The following is a 23,101-nucleotide window of genomic DNA, read 5'->3' on the forward strand; positions in this document are numbered from 1 at the left end:
GCCGCGCGGGGGACCATCGACGGGTGACCCGCACGGCCGACGACGCTCCCCCGATCCCGACGGCCGGTGAGCGGCGGCGCGGTCTCGCGCTGGTCGCGGTCGCCATCGTGCTGACCGCCGCGAACCTGCGGACGGCGGTGAGCACCGTCGGCCCGGTGCTCGAGGAGCTGGAGCGCGGGCTGGGCGTCTCCAGCGCCGCGGCCGGCGTGGTGACGACGCTGCCGGTGCTGTGCTTCGCCGCCATCGGCTTCGCCGGGCCGCCGCTGGCCGCGCGGTTCCGGGACGCCCACGTGCTGGCCGGCGCGCTGCTCACCATGGCCGCGGGGCTGGTGCTGCGGGCGGTCGTCGACTCGTTCCCGCTGTTCGTCGCCGGCACCGTGCTGGCGATGGTGGGCGGGGCGCTCGGCAACGTGCTGCTGCCCGGCCTGGTCAAGCGCTGGTTCCCCGAGCGCACCGGCCTGCTGGTGGGCGCCTACAGCGCGTCCATGGCCATCGGCGGCGCCGTCGCCGCGATCTCCACCGCGCCGATCGCCGCCGCCGTCGGCCCGGGCGGCTGGCGGTGGGCGATCGGCGTGTGGGCGCTGCTGGCGCTGGTCGCCGCGGTGCCGTGGTTCCTCGCCCCGCGCTCCCCCGGCGCCGGCCGGGGCGCCCACCGCGCGGTGCGGATGGCGCCGCTGGCGCGCAGCCCGCTGGCGCTCACCCTGGCCGCGTTCTTCGGCCTGCAGGCGACGCAGGCCTACGTCGTCATGGGCTGGTCGGCGCAGTACCTGCGCGACTCCGGCCTGAGCGCGGCCACCGCCGGGCTGCTGCTCGGGATCAACTCGGTCGTCGTCATCCCGGTCAACGCGGTCACCCCGTCGCTCACCGTCCGCCAGCGGTGGCAGCGGCCGCTGCTGCTGGGCTTCATGGCCTGCTACGTCGTCGGCTGGGCCGGGCTGTGGCTGGCCCCGCGCACGCTGCCGTGGCTGTGGATGAGCGTGCTCGCCGTCGGCATGGGCACCTTCAGCATGGTGCTGGCGCTGATCGGGCTGCGCGCCCGGACGCCGGAGACGACGGCCGCGCTGTCCACGGTCACCCAGGGCTGGGGCTACGTGCTGGCCGGCGCCGGGCCGCTGCTGGTCGGCGTCCTGCGCGGCGTGACCGGCGGCTACACCGGCATGTTCGTGCTCGTCGCCGTCGCCACCGTCGGGCTCACGGTCACCGGGTGGCTGGTCACCCGGGACCGGTTCGTCGACGACGAGGTGCCCGGGTGGTCGCCGGCGGCGGTCAGCCCTGCGGCCGCCGGGTCTCCGCGCGGGTGAAGTTGCGGAACGAGCGCGACGGCGTCGGCCCCCGCTGGTCCTGGTAGCGGGAGCCGTACACCGCCGAGCCGTACGGGTGCTCGGCCGGGCCGGTGAGCCGGAACAGGCACAGCTGGCCGATCTTCATGCCCGGCCACAGCGTGATCGGCAGGTTGGCCACGTTGGAGAGTTCCAGCGTGATGTGGCCGGAGAAGCCGGGGTCGACGAAGCCCGCCGTCGAGTGGGTGAGCAGGCCCAGGCGGCCGAGCGAGCTCTTGCCCTCCAGCCGGGCGGCGAGGTCGTCGGGGATGGTGACGACCTCGAGCGTGGAGCCGAGGACGAACTCGCCGGGGTGCAGGACGAACGGCTCGTCGCCGTCGGGCTCGACCAGGGTGGTCAGGTCGTCCTGCTGCTGGGCGGGGTCGATGTGGGTGTAGCGGGCGTTGTTGAACACCCGGAAGTAGCGGTCGAGCCGGACGTCGATGCTCGAGGGCTGCACCAGCCCCGCGTCGTGCGGCTCGATGCCGAGACGCCCCTCGGCGATCGCGGCGCGGATGTCGCGGTCGGACAGCAGCATGGCGCGGAGTCTAGGGAGGCCGCCGCACGCCCCCTGCGGCTTCCCGCGGGACCAAGGTCCCGGCGTCCTCTGCTCGGGTGGTCTCCGGACGGTTCCTGCCGATACCTGCCGGGACGACCCGCCGGACGCAGGAGGACACCGCGTGCTGGACACCCACCCCCGGACCGCACCGCGCGCCGGCCGCCTCGCCGTGCGGCCGACGGGCGAGGAGCGGACCTTCGCGGCCGAGGAGCTCATCGTCTCCAAGACCGACCCGCGCGGGGTGATCACGTACGCCAACGACGTGTTCCTGCGGGTGGGCGCCTACTCCCTCGACGAGGTCATCGGGCAGCCGCACAACCTCATCCGGCACCCCGAGATGCCGCGCGCGGTGTTCGAGCTGCTGTGGGACACCCTCGCCGCCCGCCAGGAGCTGTTCGCCTACATCAACAACCTGGCCGCCGACGGCGCGCACTACTGGGTGCTGGCGCACGTGACGCCGTCCTACGGCGCCGACGGGTCGGTCGTGGGCTACCACTCCAACCGCCGCCGGCCCTCCCGCCGGGCGGTGGACCGCGTCCGCCCGATCTACGAGCGCCTCCTGGCCGAGGAGCGGCGGCACCCCAACGCCCGCGCGGCCGTCGCGGCGTCGTCCGAGCTGTTCGACCGGCTGATCGCCGAACACGCGGCGTCCTACGAGGACTTCGTGTGGTCGGTCGTCGCCCAGGAGGAGGACTGAGATGGCCCGCTCCCGCACCCGCTCCGACGCCGCGGAGCTCGAGGTCTACCGCGCGTTCGTGCGGCGGCTGACCGAGACCTGCGAGGCGGCCGCGTGCGGCGACCTGGAGGCCCGCGCCGTGCCGGTCGACGGCTCGGACGCCGTGCCGGAACTGGTCGCGCTGCGGCACGGCGTCAACCGGGCACTCGACGTCAGCGACGCCTTCGTGCGCGAGTCCCGGGCGGCGCTGGCCGCCGCCGCCGAGGGCCGCTTCCACCGCAGCGTGCTGCGCACCGGGCTGCACGGCGCCTACCGGCACGCGGCCACCGACATCAACACCGCCCGCGACGCCATGCGCGAGACCGCCGGGCGGGTCACCGAGGCGCAGACCTCGCGGCTGCGGCTGGCCGACGCGTTCGAGTCGGTGGTGCTGGCGATGAGCGAGCAGGTCGCGACGGCGGCCACGGAGATGAGCGCGTCGGCCGCCGGGCTGACCAGCGCGGCGTCGGCGGCGTCGGCCGAGGTGGGCAACGCGACCGGCACGCTCGGCTCCCTGACCCGCACCTCGGCCGAGATCCGCGAGGTCATCGCCCTCATCGAGTCGGTGGCCGCGCAGACCCGCCTGCTGGCGCTCAACGCCACCATCGAGGCCGCCCGCGCCGGGGAGGCGGGGAAGGGCTTCGCCGTCGTCGCCTCCGAGGTCAAGGACCTCGCCGACCAGACCGCGCAGGCCACCGAGCGGGTGACCGCGCAGGTCGAGGCGATCCGCGCGGCCTGCGACGACGTCACCGCCGTCATCGGCTCGGTCGGCACCACGGTCACCGACATGAACGGCCTGGTCGACGGGATCGCCGCGGCGGTCGACGGCACGGCGTCGCTCGGCACCGCGGACACCGACGTCACCGGCCTGTCGCAGATGGCCGAGCGGCTGCGCTCGGAGGCCACCGGGTTCCTGGCCGAGATGCGGCGCTGACCCCGGCGCCACCGGTGGGGTCCCAGGTCACGGATGTACCGTGCGAGCAGCGGGGAGCAGCTCGGCTCCCGAGGTCCTGACGCGGTCGCGGCGGTCCCGCCCGCGTCCGCACGGCTGAGCCGGGAGGTGTGCGTGGCTGCCGAACCCGTCGTGGGCGGTCGGGTCCGCGACGTCGCACCGGGTCCCGGCACCGACGACGTCTTCGCCGGCGGCAGCGAGAACGGGCGCCTGATGGCCGCCTTCGACTGGGCGGCGACGCCGCTCGGGCCGGTGGAGACGTGGCCGGCGAGCCTGCGCTACGCCGTCCGCACCGTGCTCGCCTCGCGGTTCCCCATGATCCTGACCTGGGGCCCGCAGTACACGCAGTTCTACAACGACGCCTACGCCACGCTCATCGGCGCGAAGCACCCCGGCGCCATCGGCGACGACCTGCGGATCACCCTGGCCGAGGGCTGGGCCGCGCTGCAGGAGCCGGTCGAGCGGGCGATGGCCACCCGCGAGGCCTCGTGGATCCCCCAGCTCCTGCTGCTGCTCGAGCGCGCCGGCTACCGCGAGGAGACCTACTTCACCGTCTCGCACGCCCCCGCCTTCGGGGACGACGGGGAGGTGGCCGGGATGCACGCGGTGTGCACCGAGGTGACCCGCCAGGTGGTGGCCGAGCGGCGGCAGCGGCTGCTGCACGAGGTGGCCACCGCGGCGGGCCGGCGCGAGGACGAGCGGGACCTCGCCGTCCGGGTGTGCGCGGCGCTGGAGGCCGACCCGCTCGACGTGCCGGTCGCCGCCGTCTACCTGGGCGACGACGAGGGCCGGCTGCACCGGGTGGCCACCGCGGGCGTCGACGCCGCGGCGCTGCCGGCGACGGTGGGCGCGGCGGCCGAGCTCGGCGCCGTCGACGTCGCCGCCCTGCACGTGCCCGGCGGGCCGTTCGGCGACGAGGTGGAGCGGGCGGTCGTGCTGCCGCTGGCGGGCGGGGCGGGCCGCGAGACGGTGGGCGCGCTGCTGGTCGGCGTCAGCCCCAACCGGGCGCTGGACGAGGAGCACCGCACCTTCCACCAGCTGCTCGCCGCGCAGGTCGCCGGCGCGGTCGTCGACGCGCGCGCCTACGCCGCCGAGCGTGCCCGCGCGGAGGCGCTCGCCGAGCTGGACCGGGCCAAGACGACGTTCTTCTCCGACGTCAGCCACGAGCTGCGCACCCCGCTGACCCTGCTGCTGGCCCCGATCGCCGACGCGCTCGCCGAGTCCGGCGGGGAGCTGCCGGCGCCGGTGCGCGAGCAGCTCGCCCTCGCGCTGCGCAACGGCCAGCGGCTCAAGCGCCTGGTCGACGACCTGCTGGAGTTCGTCAGCATCGAGGCCGGGCGCACCGCGGCGGTGCGGGTGGCCACCGACCTCGCCGCCTGCACCGTGGAGCTGGCCGGCGTGCTGCGCGCCGCGGCCGAGCGGGCCGGGCTGACCCTCGACGTCGACTGCCCGCCCCTGCCCCGCCCCGCCGCGGTGGACCCGGGGATGTGGGAGAAGGTCGTCCTCAACCTGGTCGCCAACGCGGTCAAGTACACCTTCGTCGGCGGCATCACCGTCTCGCTGCGCGCCGAGGACGACGCGGTGGTCCTGCGGGTGGCCGACACCGGCGTGGGCATCCCCGCCGCCGAGCTGCCGGCGCTGTTCGAGCGGTTCCACCGGGTGACCGACTCCCCCGCGCGCAGCCGGGAGGGCACCGGCCTGGGCCTGGCGATGGTCCGCGAGCTGGTCGCCCTGCACGGCGGCACCGTGTCGGTGGAGAGCGAGCCCGGCACCGGGAGCACCTTCACCGTGCGGCTGCCCTTCGGCGAGCCCGACACCGACACCCCGCCGCCCCCGTCGGCGCCCGCCGTCCGCGCGGCGGCGCTCACCCCGTGGGACGACGAGCCGCGCCGGCCCGCTGCGTCGCCCGACCCGCTGGGCACCGTGCTCGTCGTCGACGACAACGCCGACATGCGCGCCTACCTCACCCGGCTGCTGGCGCCGTCGTGGACGGTGCGGACGGCGGCCGACGGCGAGGCGGCCCTGCACGACGTCGCCCGGGTGCGCCCCGACGTCGTGCTGACCGACGTGATGATGCCGGGCCTGGACGGGTTCGGGCTGCTGCGCGCGCTGCGGGCCGACCCCGGGACGCGCGCCGTCCCGGTGGTCATGCTCACCGCGCGGGCCGGGCAGGAGGCCGCCGTCGAGGGCTTCGACGCCGGCGTCGACGACTACCTGCCCAAGCCCTTCGAGTCCGCGGAGCTGCTCGGCCGGTTGCGCGCGGTCCTCGAGCGCTCGCGCGGACGACGGGAGCCGGCGCCCCCGGCCGCGCCGTCGCCGTCCGCCCCGGCCGTCCCCGCACCGGTGCCGCCACGTCCCGGGGTCGCCGACGTCGTCCCGGCCGTCCCCGCGGCGCCGCCCCCGGCGGACCTCTCGGGCGCGACGACGACGGCCTGGCGGTTCCCCTCCAGCGCGTCGGCGATCCCGCCGCTGCGCCGCCGGCTCCGGGCGCTGCTCACCGACGCCGGCCTCGACGAGGACCGCGTCTACGACCTGGTGCTGGCCGCCTGCGAGGCCGCGACCAACGCGGTGGAGCACGCGCAGGACCCGCGCGAGCCGTACGTGGACGTCCGGGTCGCCGTGGACGACGGCGCGGTGGAGATCGCGGTGCGCGACCACGGGCAGTGGAAGGAGCGGACGTCGAGCATGGACCGCGGCCGCGGGTCGATGCTCATGAGCGCGTTCGCCGACATCACCGCGGTGCCGGGCCCGGAGGGGACCACGGTGACCATCCGCAGCCCCCGGCCCGCCGGCTGAACCCGGCCTGCCGACCTCTCCCGCCGCGCTTGCTACTCTGGCGTCCGGCCGTCAGGCCGTCGCGGGTGTAGTTCAATGGCAGAACATCAGCTTCCCAAGCTGACAGTGCGGGTTCGATTCCCGTCACCCGCTCTCCTCCGCCCCGTCCGGCAACCCGGTGGCCCTCCCCTCCCCCGCGTGGGACGGTCCGCCCGTGCCGTCGCTCCCCGCCCTCCGCGCCGTGGTGCTCGTCGAGGGGGTCAGTGACCGCGAGGCCGTGCTGGCCGCCGCGCGGGGCCTCGGCCGGGACCTGGCCGCCGAGGGCGTGGACGTCGTCGCGATGGGCGGCGCGCACGCCGTGCGCCGGCACCTCGCCGCGACCGGTCCCGGCGTCCGCGTGGCCGGCCTCTACGACCTCGCCGAGCGCGACGTCGTCCGCCGGGCGCTGGGGGTGCCCGACCCGGCGACGGCGGGGTTCTTCGCCTGCGTCGCCGACCTCGAGGACGAGCTGATCCGGGCGGTGGGGACGGCCGGGGTCGAGGCGGCCGTCGCCGAGCACCGCGAGGCCCACGCCCTGGCGACCTTCCGGCGGCAGCCGGCGCAGCGCGGGCGCCCGGCCGAGGCGCAGCTGCGCCGCTTCCTCGGCACCACCAGCGGGCGCAAGGCGCGCTACGCGCGCGCCCTCGTGGAGCGGCTGGAGCCCGCGGCGGTCCCGCCGCCGCTGCGCTCGCTGCTGGACCGGGTCTGAGCTCCCCGGGACCGCCACGGGCGGCAGCGGACAACCAGCGTCCGCCGCGCGGGCAGCCGCAGTACGAGGCACACGGTCAGGCGCCCAGCAGGACCGGCGTCCGCGCGTCGCCGCGCAGGTACTCGCCCCGCTCGTCGACGCGGTAGCGGGCGCTCTCCTCCGGCGTCGCCGCGACGGTGCGCAGCGCGGCCCCGAGCGCGGCGACGTCGTCCAGGGTCGTCCCGCGGTTGGCGCTGGCGCGCACGGCGCCGGGCAGCCGGACCTCGCCGGCCCGGGCCGCGTCGTGGAAGGCGCGGACCTGCTCCCCGCTCAGCTCCAGCAGGTGGGCCATGTAGGGGTGGGCGCAGAAGCAGCCGCTGCGCACGCCGATCCCGAACTCCGCGGACAGCCGGGCGGCCACCAGACCGTGCGGGAGGTCGTCGAGGAGGAAGGCCGCCACCGGCAGCCGGTCCCCCGTGGCGGGGCCGAGGCGGCGCAGCCCCGGGACCGTCGCCAGCTCGGCGTCCAGGGCCGCGGTGAGGGCGCGCTCGTGGGCGAGCAGGCCGGGCCAGTCCTCGGCCAGCTCCTCGGCCGCGGCGGCCAGGGCGACCGCGCCGACGACGTTCGGCGAGCCGGCCTCGTCCCGGTCGGGGGCGCCGGCCCAGACGACGTCGTCGAAGGAGACCGCCCGGACCGCGCCGCCGCCGACCAGCAGCGGCTCGCCGCGGCCGAGCAGGCGCCGCGGGGCGACGAGCGCGCCGGCGCCGAAGGGCGCGTACGCCTTGTGCCCCGACAGGGCGAGGGCGTCGACGCCGAGGGCGGTCACGTCGATCGGCCGGTGCGGTGCCAGCTGGGCGGCGTCCACCACCACGAACACGCCGCGCTCCCGGGCGGCGGCGGTGATCGCAGCCAGGTCGGGCAGCCAGCCGGTGACGTTGGAGGCGCCGGTGAGGGCGAGGACGCGCGGGGTCGGGCGCTGGTCCAGCGCGGCGACGACGTCCTCGGTCGTGAAGGTCCCGCCGGCGCCGACCTCGACCACCCGCAGCCGCGCGGCGCGCCGCCACGGCAGGAGGTTGGCGTGGTGCTCGACCGCGGTGGTGAGCACCACGTCGTCCGGCCCGAGCCCGAGCCGGAACGCCAGCGTGTTCAGCGCCTCGGTGGTGTTGCGGACGAAGACGGCCTCGTGCGTGGCGGGGTCCGCCCCGACGAAGGAGAGCACGGTCTCGCGGGCGGCCTCGTAGCGGGCGCTGGTGTACCGGGACTTCGCACCGGCGCCGCGGTGCACGCTCGAGTAGCGGGGCAGGAACTCCTGCACCGCCCGGGCCACCCGGACCGACGACGAGCTGGTGGCCGCGGCGTCGAGGTCGACGTAGCGGGTGAGTCCCCCGTCGGCCGTCGGGACGCGGACGTCCGCACCGACGAGCCGGCCCGGGGAGGTGTCGGGAACCAGTCGCATGGCCTACGCATCGGCACGGACCGGCCGGAATCGAGTCCGGTCGCGCGTCCCCGGCCCGCATCCACCCCTGGGGGTGAGCGCGGGAGGCCCGGCCTCAAGCGCGGGCGGCCGGTGACGACGTCCCTGGACATGGGTACGACTGCGTTCCGGCTCGACGGCGACCGGCGACGGCTGCGGGGCTTCCGGCTCACCTCACGGGTGTTCTGGGACCTCGCGGTGTGGATGGTCGGCCTCGGCATCACGGTCGGGCTGGTCTTCCCGCCCTTCGCCACGGGCCTCGGGGTCCCGGCCCAGTACGCCGACCGCCCGGTGTTCCGCGCGGCCTGCCTCGGTGCCGGCTTCCTGGTCGGCGGGCTGAGCTACGCGCTGTGCCGGTGCCTGGTCGGGGGGCGGCTGGCCGTCCTCAGCACCCACCTGCACTCGGTGGCGCAGACCATCTCGCACGCGAGCCGGACCGGGGACTGGTCACAGTCGACGTCGCAGCGGATCACCGTGGACTCCGACGACCAGCTCGGCGAGACCGCCCGGGCCTTCAACAGCCTGCTCGACGCCCTCGAGGCGGGCGAGCACTTCCGGTCGCTGGTGCGCAACGCCTCGGACGTCATCACCGTCGTCGATCCCGCGGGCACCGTCACGTACCAGACGCCGTCGGTGGGCTGGGTCCTCGGCTACCCGCCGGGGACGCTGATCGGCACCGACGTCCACGACCTGGTCCACCCCGAGGACGTGCAGGTCTTCCGCGAGCACCTCGCCCGCGTGGTCGCCGGGGAACCGCCGGCGACGTGGCCGGCCGCCCGCATGCGGCACCGCAACGGCTCCTGGCGCTGGACCGACACCGCCGCCCGCAACCTGTTCGACGACCCCGCCGTCAGCGGCATCGTGCTCACCACGCGCGACACCAGCGACCGCAAGGAGCTCGAGGACCAGCTGCGCGTGCAGGCCTTCCACGACCCCCTGACCGGGCTGCCCAACCGGGCGCTGTTCATGGAGCGCCTGCGCGCGGCGGAGGCGCACGAGCGGGCCACCGGCACCCCCGCGGCGGTGCTGTTCCTGGACCTGGACAACCTCAAGACCGTCAACGACAACCTCGGCCACGACGGCGGCGACGCCCTGCTGCGCGTGGTGGCCCAGCGGGTCGGCGGCTGCCTGCGGCCCGAGGACACGCTCGCCCGCCTGGCCGGCGACGAGTTCGCCGTGCTCATGAGCGGCACCCGCAGCGGCGAGCAGGCGCCCCTGGTCGCCGAGCGGGTGCTCGCCGCCCTCGCCCAGCCGGTCCACGTCGCCGACCGCGCCGTCCGCGCGAGCGTGAGCATGGGCATCGCCACCTCGGCCACCTGCGCCGCCAGCGGCCTGGGCCTGCTGCGCGCGGCGGACATCGCCATGTACGTGGCCAAGTCCGGCGGCAAGGGGCGCTACGAGACCTTCCAGCCCAGCCACCACGCCGCCCAGCTCGAGCGCGAGCGCCTGCTCGCCGACCTCTACCAGGCGCTGGACCGGCAGGAGCTCGTCCTCCACTACCAGCCGATCGTCGACCTGGCGTCGGCCACGACCAGCGGCTACGAGGCCCTGGTGCGCTGGCAGCACCCCACGCACGGGCTGGTGCCGCCGGCGCGGTTCATCGCGCTGGCCGAGGACAGCGGCCTGATCGTCCCGATCGGCCGCTGGGTGCTCCGGGAGGCCACCCGCCAGGCCGCCGCGTGGCAGCGACCGGACGGCAGCGGCCCGCGGATGAGCGTCAACGTGTCGGTGCGCCAGTTCCAGCACCCCAGCCTCGTCGGCGACGTCGCCGAGGCGCTGGACCGCTCCGGCCTGGACCCGCGGCAGCTGGTCCTCGAGATCACCGAGTCGCTGCTGGTGCAGGACGCCGCCGCCACCACCGGCAAGCTGGAGGCGGTCAAGGACCTCGGCGTCCGGCTGGCCCTCGACGACTTCGGCACCGGCTACTCGTCGCTGGGCTACCTGCGCCGCTTCCCCATCGACGTCCTCAAGATCGACAAGTCCTTCGTCGACGGCGTGGCCACGAGCCCGGAGGACCGCGCGGTCATCGGCGCGATCGTGCAGCTGGGCCAGACGCTCGGCCTGGACCTCGTGGCCGAGGGCATCGAGACCGCCGACGAGCTGGCCGCGCTCCGCGGGCTCGGCGTCGGGTACGGGCAGGGCTACCACCTCGGCCGTCCCCTGCCCGCCGCGGCGCACGAGGAGGGGGCGGATCCCGGGGCCGAGCGCCGCCGGCCGGACTCCCCGGGCGCCGCCCTGCGGGCCGCCCCGGCGCCCCGCACCGCCGGCGAGGACGTCCCGGCCGCGTCCCCGCGCTGACGCCCCGGCACGGCCGTGGACCGGCGGCCGTGCCAGTGTCTGCCCGTGCACCCGTCCCCCGGGGGCCGGGGATGAGCCCGGAGCCCTCCCCCGCGGCTCCCGGCGACCTCGTCGCGCGGCTGCGCGCCGCCGGCTGCGTCTTCGCCGAGGACGAGGCGCGCCTGCTCACCGCCGCCGCGGCCACACCGGAGGAGCTCGACGCCCTCGCCGGACGGCGGGTGGCCGGGGAGCCGCTGGAGCACGTGCTCGGCGAGGTCGAGTTCTGCGGCCTGCGGGTCTCCGTGGGCCCCGGCGTCTTCGTGCCGCGCCGGCGCACCGCGGCCCTGGTCGCGCGGGCGGTGGGGGTGGCGCGGGCGGCCCGGGACCGGCACGGGCGGGCGCCGGTCGCGGTGGACCTGTGCTGCGGCTGCGGCGCGGTCGGCCTCGCGCTGGCCACCGCCGTCGAGCTGGCCGAGCTGCACGCCGCCGACGTCCACCCCGCCGCGCTGCACCACGCCCGGCGCAACCTCGCACCCGTGGGCGGGCAGGTGCACGGCGGCGACCTGTTCGGCGCGCTGCCGCGGCGGCTGCGCGGGCGGGTCGGCGTCCTGGTGGTCAACGCGCCCTACGTGCCCACCGCGGCGCTGCCCCTGCTGCCGCCCGAGGCCCGCCTGCACGAGCCGCGGACGGCGCTCGACGGGGGCGCGGACGGCCTCGACGTGCACCGCCGCGTGGCCGCGGGCGCCCCGGCCTGGCTCGCCGCGGGCGGGGTCCTGCTGGCCGAGGCCGGGGAGGACCAGGCGCCGGGGCTCGCCGCGGTGCTCGCCGCCGCGGGCCTGCGGGCCGGCGTCCACGGTGCCGGGGAGGACGGCACGGCGGTCGTCACGGGGATCCGAGACGGCTGACCGGGCCCTTGGTCCCTGTCCGAGTGCGCCCCGTGTCGCGAGGATCACTGCATGGCAGATCCGACCGCTCCCGTTCCGCCCGAGGACCGGTCCGTTCCGCCCGTGGAGCCCGTCCGGCTCGTCCCGCAGCTGTCCCGCCGTCCCACGCCCTCGCTCGTCGTCCACGTCGACGGCTCGGCCTCCGGCTACGGCGCCCTGGTGTGGGCGCTGCGCGAGGCGGCCCGGCGCGAGGGGACCGTGCTCGCCGTCGACGTGGTCGACGGCGGGGAGCGGGCGCTGAACGGACAGCGCGCCGCCGCGGAGCAGGCCCGCGCCGTGGCGCTCGAGCGGATCGAGGCCCAGGTCGTCCGCGCCATCGGCGAGACCGGCGTGACCGGCCGCGTCCGCATCGCCACCCTGGAGCGGCCGCTGCTCGAGGCCCTGGTCGGGGCCGGGCGCGGCGGCGACCTGGTGCTGGTGAACGGATCGGGACGCGCCCTCCTGCGCCAGGTCACGCCGCGCTCACCGGCCCGCCGCATCGCCCACGGTGCGTGAGCCCCGGGGCGTGACTCCCCCGGCGGGCGACCGGCCGGGCGCGCACCAGGGACCCTCCGGACGGGCCGTGACCCCGCCCGGCCCGGAGGGCGCACCGCCGGCGCTCGCCGCCGGCGTGCGCGCGGCCGCGGCCGGGGAGCACCTCGAGGCGACGCTGCACGCGATCGTCGAGGCGGCGGTCGCGCACGCCGACGCGACCTACGGCGCGCTCGGCGTCCTCACCCGCGACGGGCGGCGGCTGGACCGGTTCGTCATCGTCGGCATGGACGCGGAGACCCGCGGCGGCATCGACCGCCTCCCGGCCGGCGCCGGCATCCTCGGCCTGCTGGTCGAGCAGCCCGAGCCGCTGCGCCTCGACGACCTCGGGTCCCACCCCGCCTCCGTCGGCTTCCCGGCCGGCCACCCGCCGATGCAGTCCTTCCTCGGGGTGCCGGTGTGCGTCCGCGACGCCGTCTTCGGCCACCTGTACCTGACCGAGAAGCGCACCGGCGGCCCGTTCACCGCGGCCGACGAGGAGGCGGTGCTGGCGCTGGCCGCCGCCGCGGGCCTGGCGATCGAGAACGCGCGGCTGGCCGAGGCCGCCGAGCGCCGCCGGGCGTGGGTGCAGGCCGGCACCGAGGTGGCGACCGAGCTGCTCTCGGGGGAGGACCCGGCCGAGGTGCTGCTCACGGTGGCCGAACGGGCCGTCGCGCTGAGCGACGCCGAGGCCGGGGCGCTGCTCATCGCGCAGGAGGGCGACCCCGAGGCGCTGACCATCGTGGCCTCGGCCGGCTACATGGCCGGCGAGCTCGACGGGGTGCGGGTCCCGCTGGAGGACACCCACGTCGGCCGGGTGCACCGCACCGGGCTGGGGGAGCTGGTGGAGGACGTCGCGGCGGACCCCGTGCTGGGCCGGCACGCCGAGGTCGCCGTCGAGCTCGTCCGCGGCGCCCGCTCCGCGGTCATCGTCCCGCTCGGCCCGGCCCTGGGGACCCTGGTCTGCCTGCGCCGCGCCGACCGCGAGCCGTTCGACGCCGAGGTCCTCGAGGCGCTGTCCGCGTTCGCCGGTCAGGCGGGGCTGGCCCTGGAGCTGGCGCGCAGCCAGCGGCGCGAGCGCCGGCTGCAGGTGCAGGCCGACCGCGACCGGATCGCCCGCGACCTGCACGACCACGTCGTCCAGCGGATCTACGCGACGGCGCTGACGCTGGACCGCATCGGCCGGACGCTGGAGGACGTCGACCCCTACGCCGCCCGCCGCATCGGGCGCAGCGTCGACGAGCTGGACGGGACGCTGGCGCAGATCCGCTCGGCGATCTTCGGCCTGCACGACGACGCCGTCCCCGAGGGCCTGGCCGCGGGGGTGGCCGACGCGGTGCGGCAGGCCACCGAGGGCTCCCCGGTGCAGCCCGGGCTCCGGCTGCGCGGCGACCTCGACGGCCTGCCGGCGGGCCTGGCCACCGACCTGCTGGCGGTGGTGCGGGAGCTCGTGACCAACGTCGTCCGGCACGCGGGCGCCAGCCGGGTCGAGGTGTCGGTCGAGGTCGGGGAGGACGGGCCGGGCGCGCCGGTGTCCGTCCGGGTCACCGACGACGGCCGCGGGCTGCCCGAGGTCACCGTCCGCAGCGGGCTGGCCAACCTGGCCGAGCGGGCCGAGCGCCGCGGCGGCCGGCTGACCGCGACCGGGGGGCCGGCGGGCACCGAGGTGAGCTGGACGGTGCCCGGGCGGGCGCAGCGGTCCTGAGCGCCCGCCCGGTCAGGAGGACCGGCGGCCGCGCAGCTCGGTGGCCAGGATCGCGGCCTGGGTGCGCCGCTCCAGCCCCAGCTTGGCCAGCAGGTGGCTGGTGTAGTTCTTCACCGTCTTCTCGGCCAGGCCCATCCGCTCGCCGATCTGCCGGTTGGTCAGCCCCTCCCCGATGAGCATGAGCACGGTGCGCTCCTGCTCGGTGAGCGCGGCCAGCCGCCGGTCGCCGTCCGGCCCGGCCGCCGGCCGCCGCCCCGGCCAGCCCGCCAGCGTGCCGCCGCCGGCGACCGTGTGCACCGCCGAGACCAGGTCCGCGCCGCGCACCTGCTTGACGACGTAGCCGGCCGCCCCCGCCGACGCGGCCGCGGCGACCGCCGCCTCGTCGGCGTAGCTGGACAGCACCAGGCAGCGGACGCCGGGCAGCCGCTCCGCCAGCCGGCGGATCAGCTCGGCGCCGTCGCCGTCGGGCAGCCGCATGTCCACGAGGACGACGTCGGGCCGGACCGCCGGGCAGCGCGCCAGGGCCTCGGAGACGCTCCCGGCCTCGCCGACCACCGCGAGCCCGGGGTCGTCCTCGAGGACCTCGGCCACGCCGCGGCGCACCACCTCGTGGTCGTCGACCAGGAACACACGGACGGACGCACCGGTGACCATGACCGACCCCCCTCAGCGATCGTGATCGCGATCACAGAGGGTAGTGCGGAAACCAGGGGTTTTGCGAGGTCAGGTCGGCAGGAGCAACGCTGCGTACAGGGTCAACCCCGGACCGAAGGCCATCGCGACCACCGGGCCGTCGACGTCGGCCAGCTCCTGCAGCACCAGCAGCACGGTCGCCGAGGAGCAGTTGCCGTGCTCGGCGAGCACCCGGCGGGACGCGGCGACCTGCGACTCGGCGAGGCCGAGCTCGTCGCGGACGACGTCGATGATCCGCGGTCCCCCGGGGTGCACCGCCCACCCGGCGACGTCCCCGACCCGCAGTCCCGCGCCGTCGAGCAGTTCCGCGACGACGTCGCCCACGTGCCGGGACAGCACGTCGGGCACCCGCGGGGACAGGCCCATGCGGAAGCCGAGGTCGGTGACGTCCCAGGTCATGTGGTCGGCCGTCGAGGGGTCGGTGCGCGCGACCACGCCGGCCAGCCGCCGCCCGCGCCCGGCGCCGGGCTCGACGACGACGGCGGCCGCGGCGTCGGAGAACAGCGCGTGCGCGACCACCTGGTCCAGGTCCCGCTGGGCCGGCTGCACGTGCAGGCTGGTCAGCTCGCAGCACAGCAGCACCGCCGGGCGGGAGCGCGCGGTCACGAAGTCGCCGACGGCGGCCAGCCCGGGCAGCGCGGCGTAGCAGCCCATGTGCCCGACCAGCAGCCGCTGCAGGCCCGCGGGCATGCCCAGGTCGCTGGCCAGCCGGATGTCCAGCCCGGGGGTGGCGTACCCGGTGCAGGTGGCGACGGCGAACAGGCCGACGTCGCCCGGCGCGAGGCCGGCGTCGTCGAGCGCCCCGGCGACCGCCTGCTTCCCCAGCGGCAGTGCCTCCTCGACGTAGCGGGCCATGCGGGCGCCGGTGCTCCACCGGCTGAGGTCCTCGTCGACCGGGTTGGCCACCGCGTGCCTCGTGCGCACGCCGGCGCTCGCCCAGATCCGCCGGGCGGCGCGGACGCCCTCGTAGTGGCGGGCGAAGAAGCCCTCCCACGCCGCGTCCTGGTCGAGGGTCGCCGGGAGGGCGGCCCCGGCGCCGGTCAGCACGGCGGCGCTCACCCGCGGGGCTCCCGGGGGAACGCGCTGCTCAGCGAGGTGATCACGCCCCGACCGTACGGGCGGAGGCGGTGCGGCGCCCCTCGGGTGGCGTGCCGTCACCCGGCGGACGCGCAGCGTCGCGCCGGCGGCCGTGGCCGGCGAACAGCACCGCCGTCGTGGGCAGCTCCCGCATCCGGACGACGTCGCGCCGGCCCAGCCGCCAGGCGACCAGGTCGCGCACCGACGGGCGCAGCCCCACGAGCCGCAGGTCCAGGCCGAGGCGGTCGGCGGCGGCGAGCAGCCGGCGCCGGTCGACGAACAGGGCGGGGTCGTGGATGCCCGGCGGCGGCCCGCCGGGGATCCGCTCCATGAGCCGGACGGCGATCAGCTCCGCCAGCCGGGTCGCGGCGATGGCGTCGATGACCAGCGTGCCGCCGGGGCGGAGCAGCCGCGCGGCCTCGGCGAGCACGGCGACGTCGTCGGCGACGTGCTCGAGGATCTCCCCGGCCACGACGACGTCGGCGCACCCGTCCCGCAGCGGCACCGCGAGCACCGAGCCGCGGACGGCGCACACCCCGTGCCGGGCGGCCACCGCCAGCCCGGCGGCACCGAGGTCCACGCCGACGTGCCGGTAGCCCAGGCGGGCGGCGTGCGGCGCCATGAGCCCGCCGCCGCAGGCGAGGTCGACCAGCACGGCGCCGGGGTGCGGCGCCGGGGGGATGTACCGGGCCCGGTGGGCGGCCAGCCAGTGCAGCATCGCGAAGCCCCCCGAGACCTCCCACCACTGGTCGGCCAGGTCGTCGTACTGGGCGGGGTCGTTGCGGCGGGGGTCGTCGATGCGCACGGGGCGGGGTCAGCCCTTCTTCAGCGGGTCGTGGCCCCAGTTCATCAGCGAGTACCGCCACCTGGAGTCCTCGACGTCCTCCTTCCCCGGCTCCTGGGCCAGGTGCCGCTGGACGTAGCCGTGGACCTTCCGCATGTGCGCGTAGTCGTCGTCGGTGAGGTCGCCCTTCCTCTTGTGCAGGAGCTCGACGATCCGCCGGCCGGACTCGTGCCCGGTGGACTCCCCCGACCCGCCGCTCTTCTGCCCCACCGACCCCGACTCGTCGGTGTCCAGCCACCTCTCCAGCTCCGAGGCGCTCATGTTGACCGCCTCGTCGAAGCCCTTCCTGATGGCGTCCCGGTCGTCGTCGGCCACGGCTCCTCCTCGGTCGGTCCTCCCCGGGCGGTACCGCGGCGCCGACCTCGGGAAACGGTGACCGGCGCACGTCCGGGTAGGCGGGCGCCGTCCCGGGTACCGGGGGGAGGTGGGGCCGGGCGAGGACGGCAACGGGAGGACGACGACGCGCGGGCGCGCCGGCGGCTCCGACGTCTCCACCGCGACCCAGAACGCCGAGGCGCGCGGCGAGAGCCTCGACCAGGTCCTCGACCGCAACCTGGCCGAGCTGCTGCAGGAGCTGCGGGTCGCGATCACCGGCGTGCAGGTGCTGTTCGCCTTCCTGCTCGGCCTGGCCTTCACCCAGCGGTTCACCGAGCTCGACGGCTTCCAGCTCACCGTCTACACCGTGACGCTGCTGGCTTCGGCGCTGGCGACGGTCGCCCTCATCGCCCCGGTCGCCTTCCACCGGCTGGTGTTCCGCCGGCGGCGCAAGGCGGTCCTGATCGTGGTCGGCGACCGGCTGCTCCTGGTGGGCCTGGCGCTGCTCGTGCTGGCGATCAGCTCCGGGGTGCTGCTCGTCCTCGACGTCGCCCTGGGCCGGGGGCCGGGCGTCGTCGCCGGGGTGGGCGTCCTGCTCGTCGGGACGGCGACCTGGTACGGGCTGCCCCTCTGGGCGCGGCGGCCGGACACCGCCCAGGAGCCCGGCCCGCGGTACGACGGGGAGCGGCCCGCAGACTGAGCGCCGTCGTCGCCGCGCTCCCGGAGGTCGCCCGTGTCCGTCACCGTCGTCGGCAGCCTGAACGAGGACGTGCTGGTCGCGGTCGGGCGGCTGCCCGGCCGGGGCGAGACCGTCGTCGGGCGGGAGGCGGTGCTCGCCCCGGGGGGCAAGGGCGCCAACCAGGCCGCGGCCGCGGGGCGGCTGGCCGGGTCCGGGGTGGCGATGGTCGGCCGGGTGGGCGACGACCCGGCCGGGGAGCGGCAGCGGGCGGCGCTGGCCGACGCCGGGGTGGACACCGCGCTGGTCCTCCCGACGCCGGGGCAGCCGACCGGCTCCGCGACGATCCCGGTCGAGGACGGCAGCGGGGAGAACCTCATCGTCGTCGTCCCGGGGGCCAACGGGGAGCTGACGCCGGCCGACGTCGACGTGCCGGCCGTGCGGCGGGCCGCGGTGGTGCTGCTGCAGCTCGAGGTGCCGCTGGCCACCGTGCAGGCGGCCGCGGACGCGGCGTCGGGCACCGTCGTGCTCACCCCGGCGCCACCGCAGCCGCTGCCGCCGGAGCTGCTGCGGCGGGTGGCGGTGCTGGTGCCCAACGAGCACGAGCTGGTGCAGCTGGCCGGCGCCGACCCCGGGCCGCGGACGCCGGCCGAGCTGGCCGCCCTCGCCCGCACCCTCGGCGCCGCGGCCACCGTGGTGACCCTGGGCGCCCGGGGGGCGCTCGTGGTGCCGGAGGACGGCCCGGTGCTGCTGCAGGCGCCGCCGCCGGTCGAGCCCGTGGACACCACCGGCGCGGGCGACTGCCTGTGCGGCGCCCTCGGTGCCGCCCTGGCGCGGGGCACGGACCTGGCCGGCGCGGTGCGCGAGGCGGTCGCGGCCGCGGCGCTGTCGACGACCGGGGCGGGGGCACGGGGGGCTCTGCCCGACGCCGACGCCGTCCGGGCGGTGCTGCCGCGGGTGCCCGCGGCGACCCGCGTGGACTGAGCCGGGGTTGGCGGGCGCGCAGGTGGGCAAGGCCTCCCCGACCGCACCGCCGCATCCCGAGGAGGACGCCGTGACCGAGCCCGAACGGCCGCCGCGCACGCCCGAGCGCGCGGAGGGCGACCCGCCCGGCGACGAGAGCGACGCCGGCCGCACCCCGCGCTCCGAGGAGCCCGCCGAGGGCCGGCCGCTGGGCGACGGCCCCGCCGACAGCCCCGACGTCTGACCGGACGGACCCGTCCCGCCCGGGGCGCGGCCCGGCCCGGCGACCCGGCCGCGCCGCGCCCCCGGGTGACGCACGCCCCACCGCCCGGGAGGGTGTGCCCCCCGCCCGGGGCTGCCTCCGCAGGCCGGGCAGGGGGCAGGCCGGCCCGCATGGACCAGGTGCAGCCCGAGGAGCCCGACGACCCCGCCGGCACCCCGCCGGCCCCGGGGGCCGGCGCCGCCGAGGCGGCCGCCGAGCGCGTCGTCCGGCTGCCGGCCGACCCGCGCCACACCCGCCGAGCCTGAGCCGCGCCCGGCGCGTCGTCACAGCGGTCCCACGCTTCACCACCGCCCCGACCTGCGCGTTCGCCCCTCGGCACCCACGAGCGCGCAGCCGTGCCGGGAGCCCGGCGTGCCGCGAACTGATCCGTCACGGCAGGCGGCACGATCCCCCGTGTGACCGCCGCCGCCCTCTCCTTCGCCGACGCCGACGCCGACAGCCCCTCCCCGGTCCGCCGCAGCCGCGCGGAGCGGGAGGCGATCGTCCTCGACACCGCGGAGCGGCTGTTCTCCGCCCGCAGCTCGCGCAGCGTCGGCATGGACGAGCTCGTCCGCGAGACGGGCCTGGGCAAGATGACCGTCTACCGGCTCTTCAAGAGCAAGGACGAGCTGGTCGGCGCCTACCTGGCCCGCAAGGCCGCCACGGTGCTCGGCCACATCGACGAGCTCCTGCTGCTGCACGAGGGCGACCCGCGCGCCGCGCTCCTCGCCGTCGTCGAGTACGTCGACGCCGACGTCACCCGCGCCGGCTTCCGCGGCTGCCCGTTCACCAACGTCAGCAGCGAGTACGACGACCCGGCGCACCCGGCCCGCAGCGCGGCCGCCGACTACAAGTTCGAGCTGCACGCCCGCCTCGAGCGGCTGGCCGAGCAGGTCGCGCCCGGCTTCGGCGAGGACTTCGCCGCCCAGGTCCACCTGGTCATCGACGGCATGTACCTCTCCGGCGGCCTGCTCGGCCCCGACGGCCCGGCCGCCCACGGCCGCGCGCTGGCCGAGCAGCTGACCGACGTCGCGGTCGCCACCTCCGCCGCGGTCGCCGCCGGGCCGGTCGCCGTCCCCGCCTGACCCCGGCGCCCGGCGGGTGGTCGCACCGCTCGCCGGGCGGGCCCGGTCCCGGGCCCGCAGGATGGGCCGGTGACCGTGGACCGCAGCCGCCCCGACCTGGACGACACGACCGTCGAGGGACTCGGCAGGCTCTCCGAGGCCCTGGAGACGATCGAGCAGGCCCGCGGCCAGCTCTACGGCTTCCACCAGCACTCCGGGAAGGCCGACCTGCTCCTGCAGGAGGCGGTGGAGCTGTTCCGCAAGGCCGGGCACACCGAGCTCGCCGACGACCTCGACCGCGACCTCGTCGGCCGCAACGTCATCGCCGACCGGTGGACCTTCCAGGTCGTCGAGGACTACGACGCGAACTACTGGTCGGTGTTCCGCGCCTTCGACGAGCGCGCCCGCGAGGAGCTGGCCGGCGGCGACCGGCACGTGTTCGAGGCCCGCATGAAGCAGCGCGAGCGCACCGCCGGGCACCCCGCGCACGAGGCCGGCCCCGCCCTCGACGACTGACGCCGTCCGGTCGCCGCCGGCCCGCCGGGGCCGCAGACTCGGGCGGGTGAGCACCCGCGAGCGAAAGATGCCCGAGCCGGACGAGCCGCGCTCCGTCGGCCCGCTGGGCAGCAGCACGTCCGGCCCGCCGGCGCCCGACTCCGACGGGCCCGAGGCGACCGGCCCGGCCGACGGCGCCGCCGGCCCGTCCTGGCCGCCGGCGGAGACCGAGCCGGCCGCGCACCGGGACTGATCCCCGCCCACCCGGGCGGAACCCGGGGGTCCGCTCCCCGCCCACCCGGGCGGAACCCGGGGGTCCGCGGTTTGAGGGAGCCGTCCCGCGGACAGTCCGCGATCATGACTGCTCCCGGTTCGCCCGCCGACCCCCGGTACCCGACGTCCGGCACGTCCGCGCCCGGCAGCGACCCGCTCGCCGGCGGCTACGGCACCCCGTCGACGTCCGCCGGCACCACCCCCGCCGGCACCTCGCCCGCGACGACGCGCCCCTCCGGGCCCTCGCGCGCCGGGGCCGCCGGCCGCACCGTCGGCCGCGGCCTCGCCCTCGGCCTGCTGCTGTTCGTCACCGTGCTGCTGGTGCTGTTCGTCGTGTTCAACGGCCAGACGGTGCAGATCAGCCTCGTCTTCGGTGACGTGCAGGCGCCGCTGGTGGTGGCGCTGCTCATCGCCGCGGCGCTCGGGGCGCTGGTCGCCTCGCTGGCCGGCCTCGTGCTGCGCGCCCGCCGCCGCAACCGCTGACCCCTCCCGGCCCGGGACGCGCCTGACCCCTGCGAGCGTGTCCCGGGCCGCGGCCTTGCTCCTGGTTACCCGCCGGTAATAACGTTCGTTACCGGCGAGTAGGTACCCCTGCCGCCGTCCCCCCGGTAGGAGCAACGGAGCCAGACCGCATGAGCCACTACACCGCGAACCTGCGGGACCTCGAGTTCAACCTCTTCGAGTTCCTCGACACCAAGGACCGGTTCGGCACCGGCCCGTTCGCGCAGATGGACGCCGAGACCGCGCGCGGCGTGCTCGCCGAGATCCGGCGCCTGGCCGAGGGACCGGTCGCCGAGAGCTTCACCGACGCCGACCGCAACCCGCCGGTGTTCGACCCCGCCACGCACTCGGTGACGCTGCCCGAGTCGTTCAAGCGGTCCGTGCGCGCCCTCGAGGACGGCGAGTGGTACCGCCTGGACCTGCCCGAGGAGCTCGGCGGCTTCGGTGCCCCGCACGCCCTGACCTGGGGCGCCTTCGAGATGGTCCTCGGCGCCAACCCCGCCGTCTTCATGTACGGCGCGTGGGCCGCCTTCGCCGCCGTCCTGCACGAGCTCGGCACCGCCGACCAGAAGCGGCTGGCCGAGCTGATGATCGAGCACAGGTGGGGCGCCACGATGGTGCTCACCGAGCCCGACGCCGGCTCCGACGTCGGCGCCGGCCGCACGAAGGCCGTGCGGCAGGAGGACGGCTCCTGGCACATCACCGGCGTGAAGCGGTTCATCACCTCCGCCGAGCACGACCTGTCCGACAACATCGTCCACCTGGTGCTGGCCCGCCCCGAGGGCGCGAAGGCCGGCACGAAGGGCCTGTCCCTGTTCGTCGTCCCCAAGTTCCACGTCGACCTCGAGACCGGCACGCTCGGCGAGCGCAACGGCGTCCACGTCACCAACGTCGAGAAGAAGATGGGCCTCAAGGTCTCCACGACCTGCGAGCTCACCTTCGGCGACGGCCCGGTCCCGGCTCGGGGCTGGCTGGTCGGCGAGGTGCACGACGGCATCGCCCAGATGTTCAAGGTCATCGAGCACGCCCGGATGTTCGTGGGCACCAAGGCGATCGCCACCCTGTCGGCGGGCTACCAGCAGGCGCTGGCGTTCGCCAAGGAGCGGGTGCAGGGCGCCGACCTCACCGCCACGTCGAAGGACGCCCCGCGGGTGACCATCACCCACCACCCCGACGTGCGCCGCTCGCTGATGCTGCAGAAGTCCTACGCCGAGGGCATGCGCGCGCTGTACCTCTACGCGGCGAGCTTCCGCGACCAGGTCACCGAGGCCGAGGCCGCCGGCACCGCCGACAGCGAGGAGGCGCGGCTCGCCGCCCGCGTCAACGACCTGCTGCTCCCCGTCGTCAAGGGCTTCGGCTCCGAGCGGGCCACCCAGCTGCTCACCAGCGAGTCGCTGCAGACCCTCGGCGGCTCGGGCTACCTGCAGGACTACCCGATCGAGCAGTACATCCGGGACTCCAAGATCGACACCCTCTACGAGGGCACGACGGCGATCCAGGGCCAGGACTTCTTCTTCCGGAAGGTCGTCAAGGACGGCGGCGTCGCGCTGGCCTGGCTGGCCTCGCAGATCCAGGCCACCCTCGACGCCGAGGCCGGCAACGGCCGGCTCAAGGAGGAGCGGGCCCACCTCGCGACCGCCCTCGGCGAGGTCCAGGGGATGCTCACCGCCATGTTCGGGCAGCTCGCCGGCGCCCAGCAGGACACGACGAAGCTCTACGCGGTCGGCCAGAACACCACCCGGCTGCTGCTGGCCGTCGGCGACCTGGTCACCGCGTGGCTGCTGGTGCGCCAGTCCGAGGTGGCGCTGGCCGCCCTGGCCGGCGAGGTGGGCGAGAAGGACCGGCTGTTCTACGAGGGCAAGCTCGCCGCCACCCGCTTCTTCGCCACCCAGGTGCTGCCGCGCCTGGCCGGCGAGCGGGCCGTCGTCGAGGCCACCGACAACGCCCTGATGGAGGTCCCCGAGGGCGCCTTCTGAGCGCA

General features: G+C 76.8%; 24 protein-coding genes and 1 tRNA gene. 19 read left to right on the forward strand and 6 right to left on the reverse strand.

What is annotated here, in order from left to right:
* Nucleotides 1–23: 23 nt before the first annotated feature.
* On the forward strand, nucleotides 24–1,301 hold the full coding sequence (locus ACI8AA_RS09070) for a CynX/NimT family MFS transporter (RefSeq protein WP_457044144.1): 1,278 nt from the start codon (nucleotides 24–26) through the stop codon (nucleotides 1,299–1,301).
* Here the strand turns inward: ACI8AA_RS09070 and dcd are convergent.
* Nucleotides 1,267–1,857 (reverse strand): dCTP deaminase, encoded by a 591-nt coding sequence (gene dcd, locus ACI8AA_RS09075; RefSeq protein ID WP_456936686.1) that lies wholly within the window; start codon nucleotides 1,855–1,857, stop codon nucleotides 1,267–1,269. The genes ACI8AA_RS09070 and dcd overlap by 35 nt on opposite strands.
* A gap of 142 nt (nucleotides 1,858–1,999) precedes the next feature.
* On the opposite strand from dcd, the gene ACI8AA_RS09080 reads away from it, so the two are divergent.
* From ACI8AA_RS09080 to ACI8AA_RS09100, 5 genes are all read left to right on the forward strand, one after another.
* On the forward strand, nucleotides 2,000–2,575 hold the full coding sequence (locus ACI8AA_RS09080) for a PAS domain-containing protein (RefSeq protein ID WP_457044145.1): 576 nt from the start codon (nucleotides 2,000–2,002) through the stop codon (nucleotides 2,573–2,575).
* 1 nt (nucleotide 2,576) lies between these two features.
* On the forward strand, nucleotides 2,577–3,527 hold the full coding sequence (locus ACI8AA_RS09085) for a methyl-accepting chemotaxis protein (RefSeq protein WP_457044146.1): 951 nt from the start codon (nucleotides 2,577–2,579) through the stop codon (nucleotides 3,525–3,527).
* A gap of 132 nt (nucleotides 3,528–3,659) precedes the next feature.
* Nucleotides 3,660–6,341 carry an ATP-binding protein gene (locus ACI8AA_RS09090; protein WP_457044147.1) on the forward strand — a complete coding sequence of 894 codons (2,682 nt, stop codon included), beginning with the start codon at nucleotides 3,660–3,662 and terminating at the stop codon, nucleotides 6,339–6,341.
* Nucleotides 6,342–6,402: 61 nt separating this feature from the next.
* A tRNA-Gly gene (locus tag ACI8AA_RS09095) sits at nucleotides 6,403–6,473 on the forward strand.
* A 61-nt stretch (nucleotides 6,474–6,534) separates the two neighbouring features.
* Nucleotides 6,535–7,068 (forward strand): TOPRIM nucleotidyl transferase/hydrolase domain-containing protein, encoded by a 534-nt coding sequence (locus ACI8AA_RS09100; protein ID WP_457044148.1) that lies wholly within the window; start codon nucleotides 6,535–6,537, stop codon nucleotides 7,066–7,068.
* 76 nt (nucleotides 7,069–7,144) lie between these two features.
* On the opposite strand, the gene ACI8AA_RS09105 is transcribed toward ACI8AA_RS09100, so the two are convergent.
* A complete protein-coding gene (locus tag ACI8AA_RS09105; protein WP_457044149.1) occupies nucleotides 7,145–8,503 on the reverse strand; it encodes an aminotransferase class V-fold PLP-dependent enzyme in 1,359 nt (452 codons plus the stop codon).
* Nucleotides 8,504–8,632: 129 nt separating this feature from the next.
* Here ACI8AA_RS09105 and ACI8AA_RS09110 point away from each other — a divergent pair, with 129 nt between their 5' ends.
* The 4 genes from ACI8AA_RS09110 to ACI8AA_RS09125 all read left to right on the forward strand — a co-directional run bounded on the left by ACI8AA_RS09110 (nucleotide 8,633) and on the right by ACI8AA_RS09125 (nucleotide 13,957).
* Complete coding sequence (locus ACI8AA_RS09110) at nucleotides 8,633–10,819, forward strand: putative bifunctional diguanylate cyclase/phosphodiesterase (protein WP_457044150.1); 2,187 nt, start codon at nucleotides 8,633–8,635, stop codon at nucleotides 10,817–10,819.
* A 71-nt stretch (nucleotides 10,820–10,890) separates the two neighbouring features.
* Nucleotides 10,891–11,703 carry a putative protein N(5)-glutamine methyltransferase gene (locus tag ACI8AA_RS09115; protein ID WP_457044151.1) on the forward strand — a complete coding sequence of 271 codons (813 nt, stop codon included), beginning with the start codon at nucleotides 10,891–10,893 and terminating at the stop codon, nucleotides 11,701–11,703.
* A 102-nt stretch (nucleotides 11,704–11,805) separates the two neighbouring features.
* Nucleotides 11,806–12,237: a universal stress protein gene (locus ACI8AA_RS09120; protein WP_457044152.1), complete on the forward strand. Its 432-nt coding sequence runs from the start codon at nucleotides 11,806–11,808 to the stop codon at nucleotides 12,235–12,237.
* A gap of 67 nt (nucleotides 12,238–12,304) precedes the next feature.
* A complete protein-coding gene (locus ACI8AA_RS09125) occupies nucleotides 12,305–13,957 on the forward strand; it encodes a GAF domain-containing protein (protein WP_457044153.1) in 1,653 nt (550 codons plus the stop codon).
* Nucleotides 13,958–13,969: 12 nt separating this feature from the next.
* On the opposite strand, the gene ACI8AA_RS09130 is transcribed toward ACI8AA_RS09125, so the two are convergent.
* The 4 genes from ACI8AA_RS09130 to ACI8AA_RS09145 all read right to left on the reverse strand — a co-directional run bounded on the left by ACI8AA_RS09130 (nucleotide 13,970) and on the right by ACI8AA_RS09145 (nucleotide 16,886).
* Nucleotides 13,970–14,611, reverse strand: coding sequence for a response regulator transcription factor (locus ACI8AA_RS09130; RefSeq protein ID WP_457044154.1), 642 nt, complete (start codon nucleotides 14,609–14,611; stop codon nucleotides 13,970–13,972).
* A 69-nt stretch (nucleotides 14,612–14,680) separates the two neighbouring features.
* On the reverse strand, nucleotides 14,681–15,709 hold the full coding sequence (locus ACI8AA_RS09135; RefSeq protein WP_457044155.1) for a type III polyketide synthase: 1,029 nt from the start codon (nucleotides 15,707–15,709) through the stop codon (nucleotides 14,681–14,683).
* A 40-nt stretch (nucleotides 15,710–15,749) separates the two neighbouring features.
* The gene (locus tag ACI8AA_RS09140; protein WP_457044156.1) at nucleotides 15,750–16,532 is read right to left on the reverse strand and encodes a methyltransferase domain-containing protein; all 783 of its coding nucleotides are present in this window, start codon (nucleotides 16,530–16,532) and stop codon (nucleotides 15,750–15,752) included.
* A 9-nt stretch (nucleotides 16,533–16,541) separates the two neighbouring features.
* Nucleotides 16,542–16,886: a DUF3140 domain-containing protein gene (locus tag ACI8AA_RS09145; protein ID WP_457044157.1), complete on the reverse strand. Its 345-nt coding sequence runs from the start codon at nucleotides 16,884–16,886 to the stop codon at nucleotides 16,542–16,544.
* 109 nt (nucleotides 16,887–16,995) lie between these two features.
* Here ACI8AA_RS09145 and ACI8AA_RS09150 point away from each other — a divergent pair, with 109 nt between their 5' ends.
* The 9 genes from ACI8AA_RS09150 (at nucleotide 16,996) to ACI8AA_RS09190 (ending at nucleotide 23,096) form a co-directional block, all read left to right on the forward strand.
* Nucleotides 16,996–17,586, forward strand: a complete 591-nt coding sequence (locus ACI8AA_RS09150) for a DUF6328 family protein (protein WP_457044158.1) — start codon at nucleotides 16,996–16,998, stop codon at nucleotides 17,584–17,586.
* A 33-nt stretch (nucleotides 17,587–17,619) separates the two neighbouring features.
* The gene (locus ACI8AA_RS09155) at nucleotides 17,620–18,546 is read left to right on the forward strand and encodes a ribokinase (protein WP_457044159.1); all 927 of its coding nucleotides are present in this window, start codon (nucleotides 17,620–17,622) and stop codon (nucleotides 18,544–18,546) included.
* Nucleotides 18,547–18,616: 70 nt separating this feature from the next.
* Nucleotides 18,617–18,769 (forward strand): hypothetical protein, encoded by a 153-nt coding sequence (locus ACI8AA_RS09160; protein WP_457044160.1) that lies wholly within the window; start codon nucleotides 18,617–18,619, stop codon nucleotides 18,767–18,769.
* 149 nt (nucleotides 18,770–18,918) lie between these two features.
* On the forward strand, nucleotides 18,919–19,053 hold the full coding sequence (locus ACI8AA_RS09165) for a hypothetical protein (RefSeq protein ID WP_457044161.1): 135 nt from the start codon (nucleotides 18,919–18,921) through the stop codon (nucleotides 19,051–19,053).
* Nucleotides 19,054–19,203: 150 nt separating this feature from the next.
* The gene (locus ACI8AA_RS09170) at nucleotides 19,204–19,872 is read left to right on the forward strand and encodes a TetR/AcrR family transcriptional regulator (protein ID WP_457044162.1); all 669 of its coding nucleotides are present in this window, start codon (nucleotides 19,204–19,206) and stop codon (nucleotides 19,870–19,872) included.
* A 69-nt stretch (nucleotides 19,873–19,941) separates the two neighbouring features.
* Entirely contained in the window at nucleotides 19,942–20,367 is a 426-nt protein-coding gene (locus ACI8AA_RS09175; RefSeq protein ID WP_457044163.1) for a hypothetical protein, read from the forward strand.
* A 46-nt stretch (nucleotides 20,368–20,413) separates the two neighbouring features.
* Complete coding sequence (locus ACI8AA_RS09180; protein ID WP_457044164.1) at nucleotides 20,414–20,599, forward strand: hypothetical protein; 186 nt, start codon at nucleotides 20,414–20,416, stop codon at nucleotides 20,597–20,599.
* 104 nt (nucleotides 20,600–20,703) lie between these two features.
* A complete protein-coding gene (locus ACI8AA_RS09185; protein WP_457044165.1) occupies nucleotides 20,704–21,102 on the forward strand; it encodes a lipopolysaccharide assembly protein LapA domain-containing protein in 399 nt (132 codons plus the stop codon).
* A 149-nt stretch (nucleotides 21,103–21,251) separates the two neighbouring features.
* Nucleotides 21,252–23,096: an acyl-CoA dehydrogenase gene (locus ACI8AA_RS09190; protein ID WP_457044166.1), complete on the forward strand. Its 1,845-nt coding sequence runs from the start codon at nucleotides 21,252–21,254 to the stop codon at nucleotides 23,094–23,096.
* Nucleotides 23,097–23,101: the final 5 nt, after the last annotated feature.

Source organism: Geodermatophilus sp. SYSU D01180 (assembly GCF_054050415.1).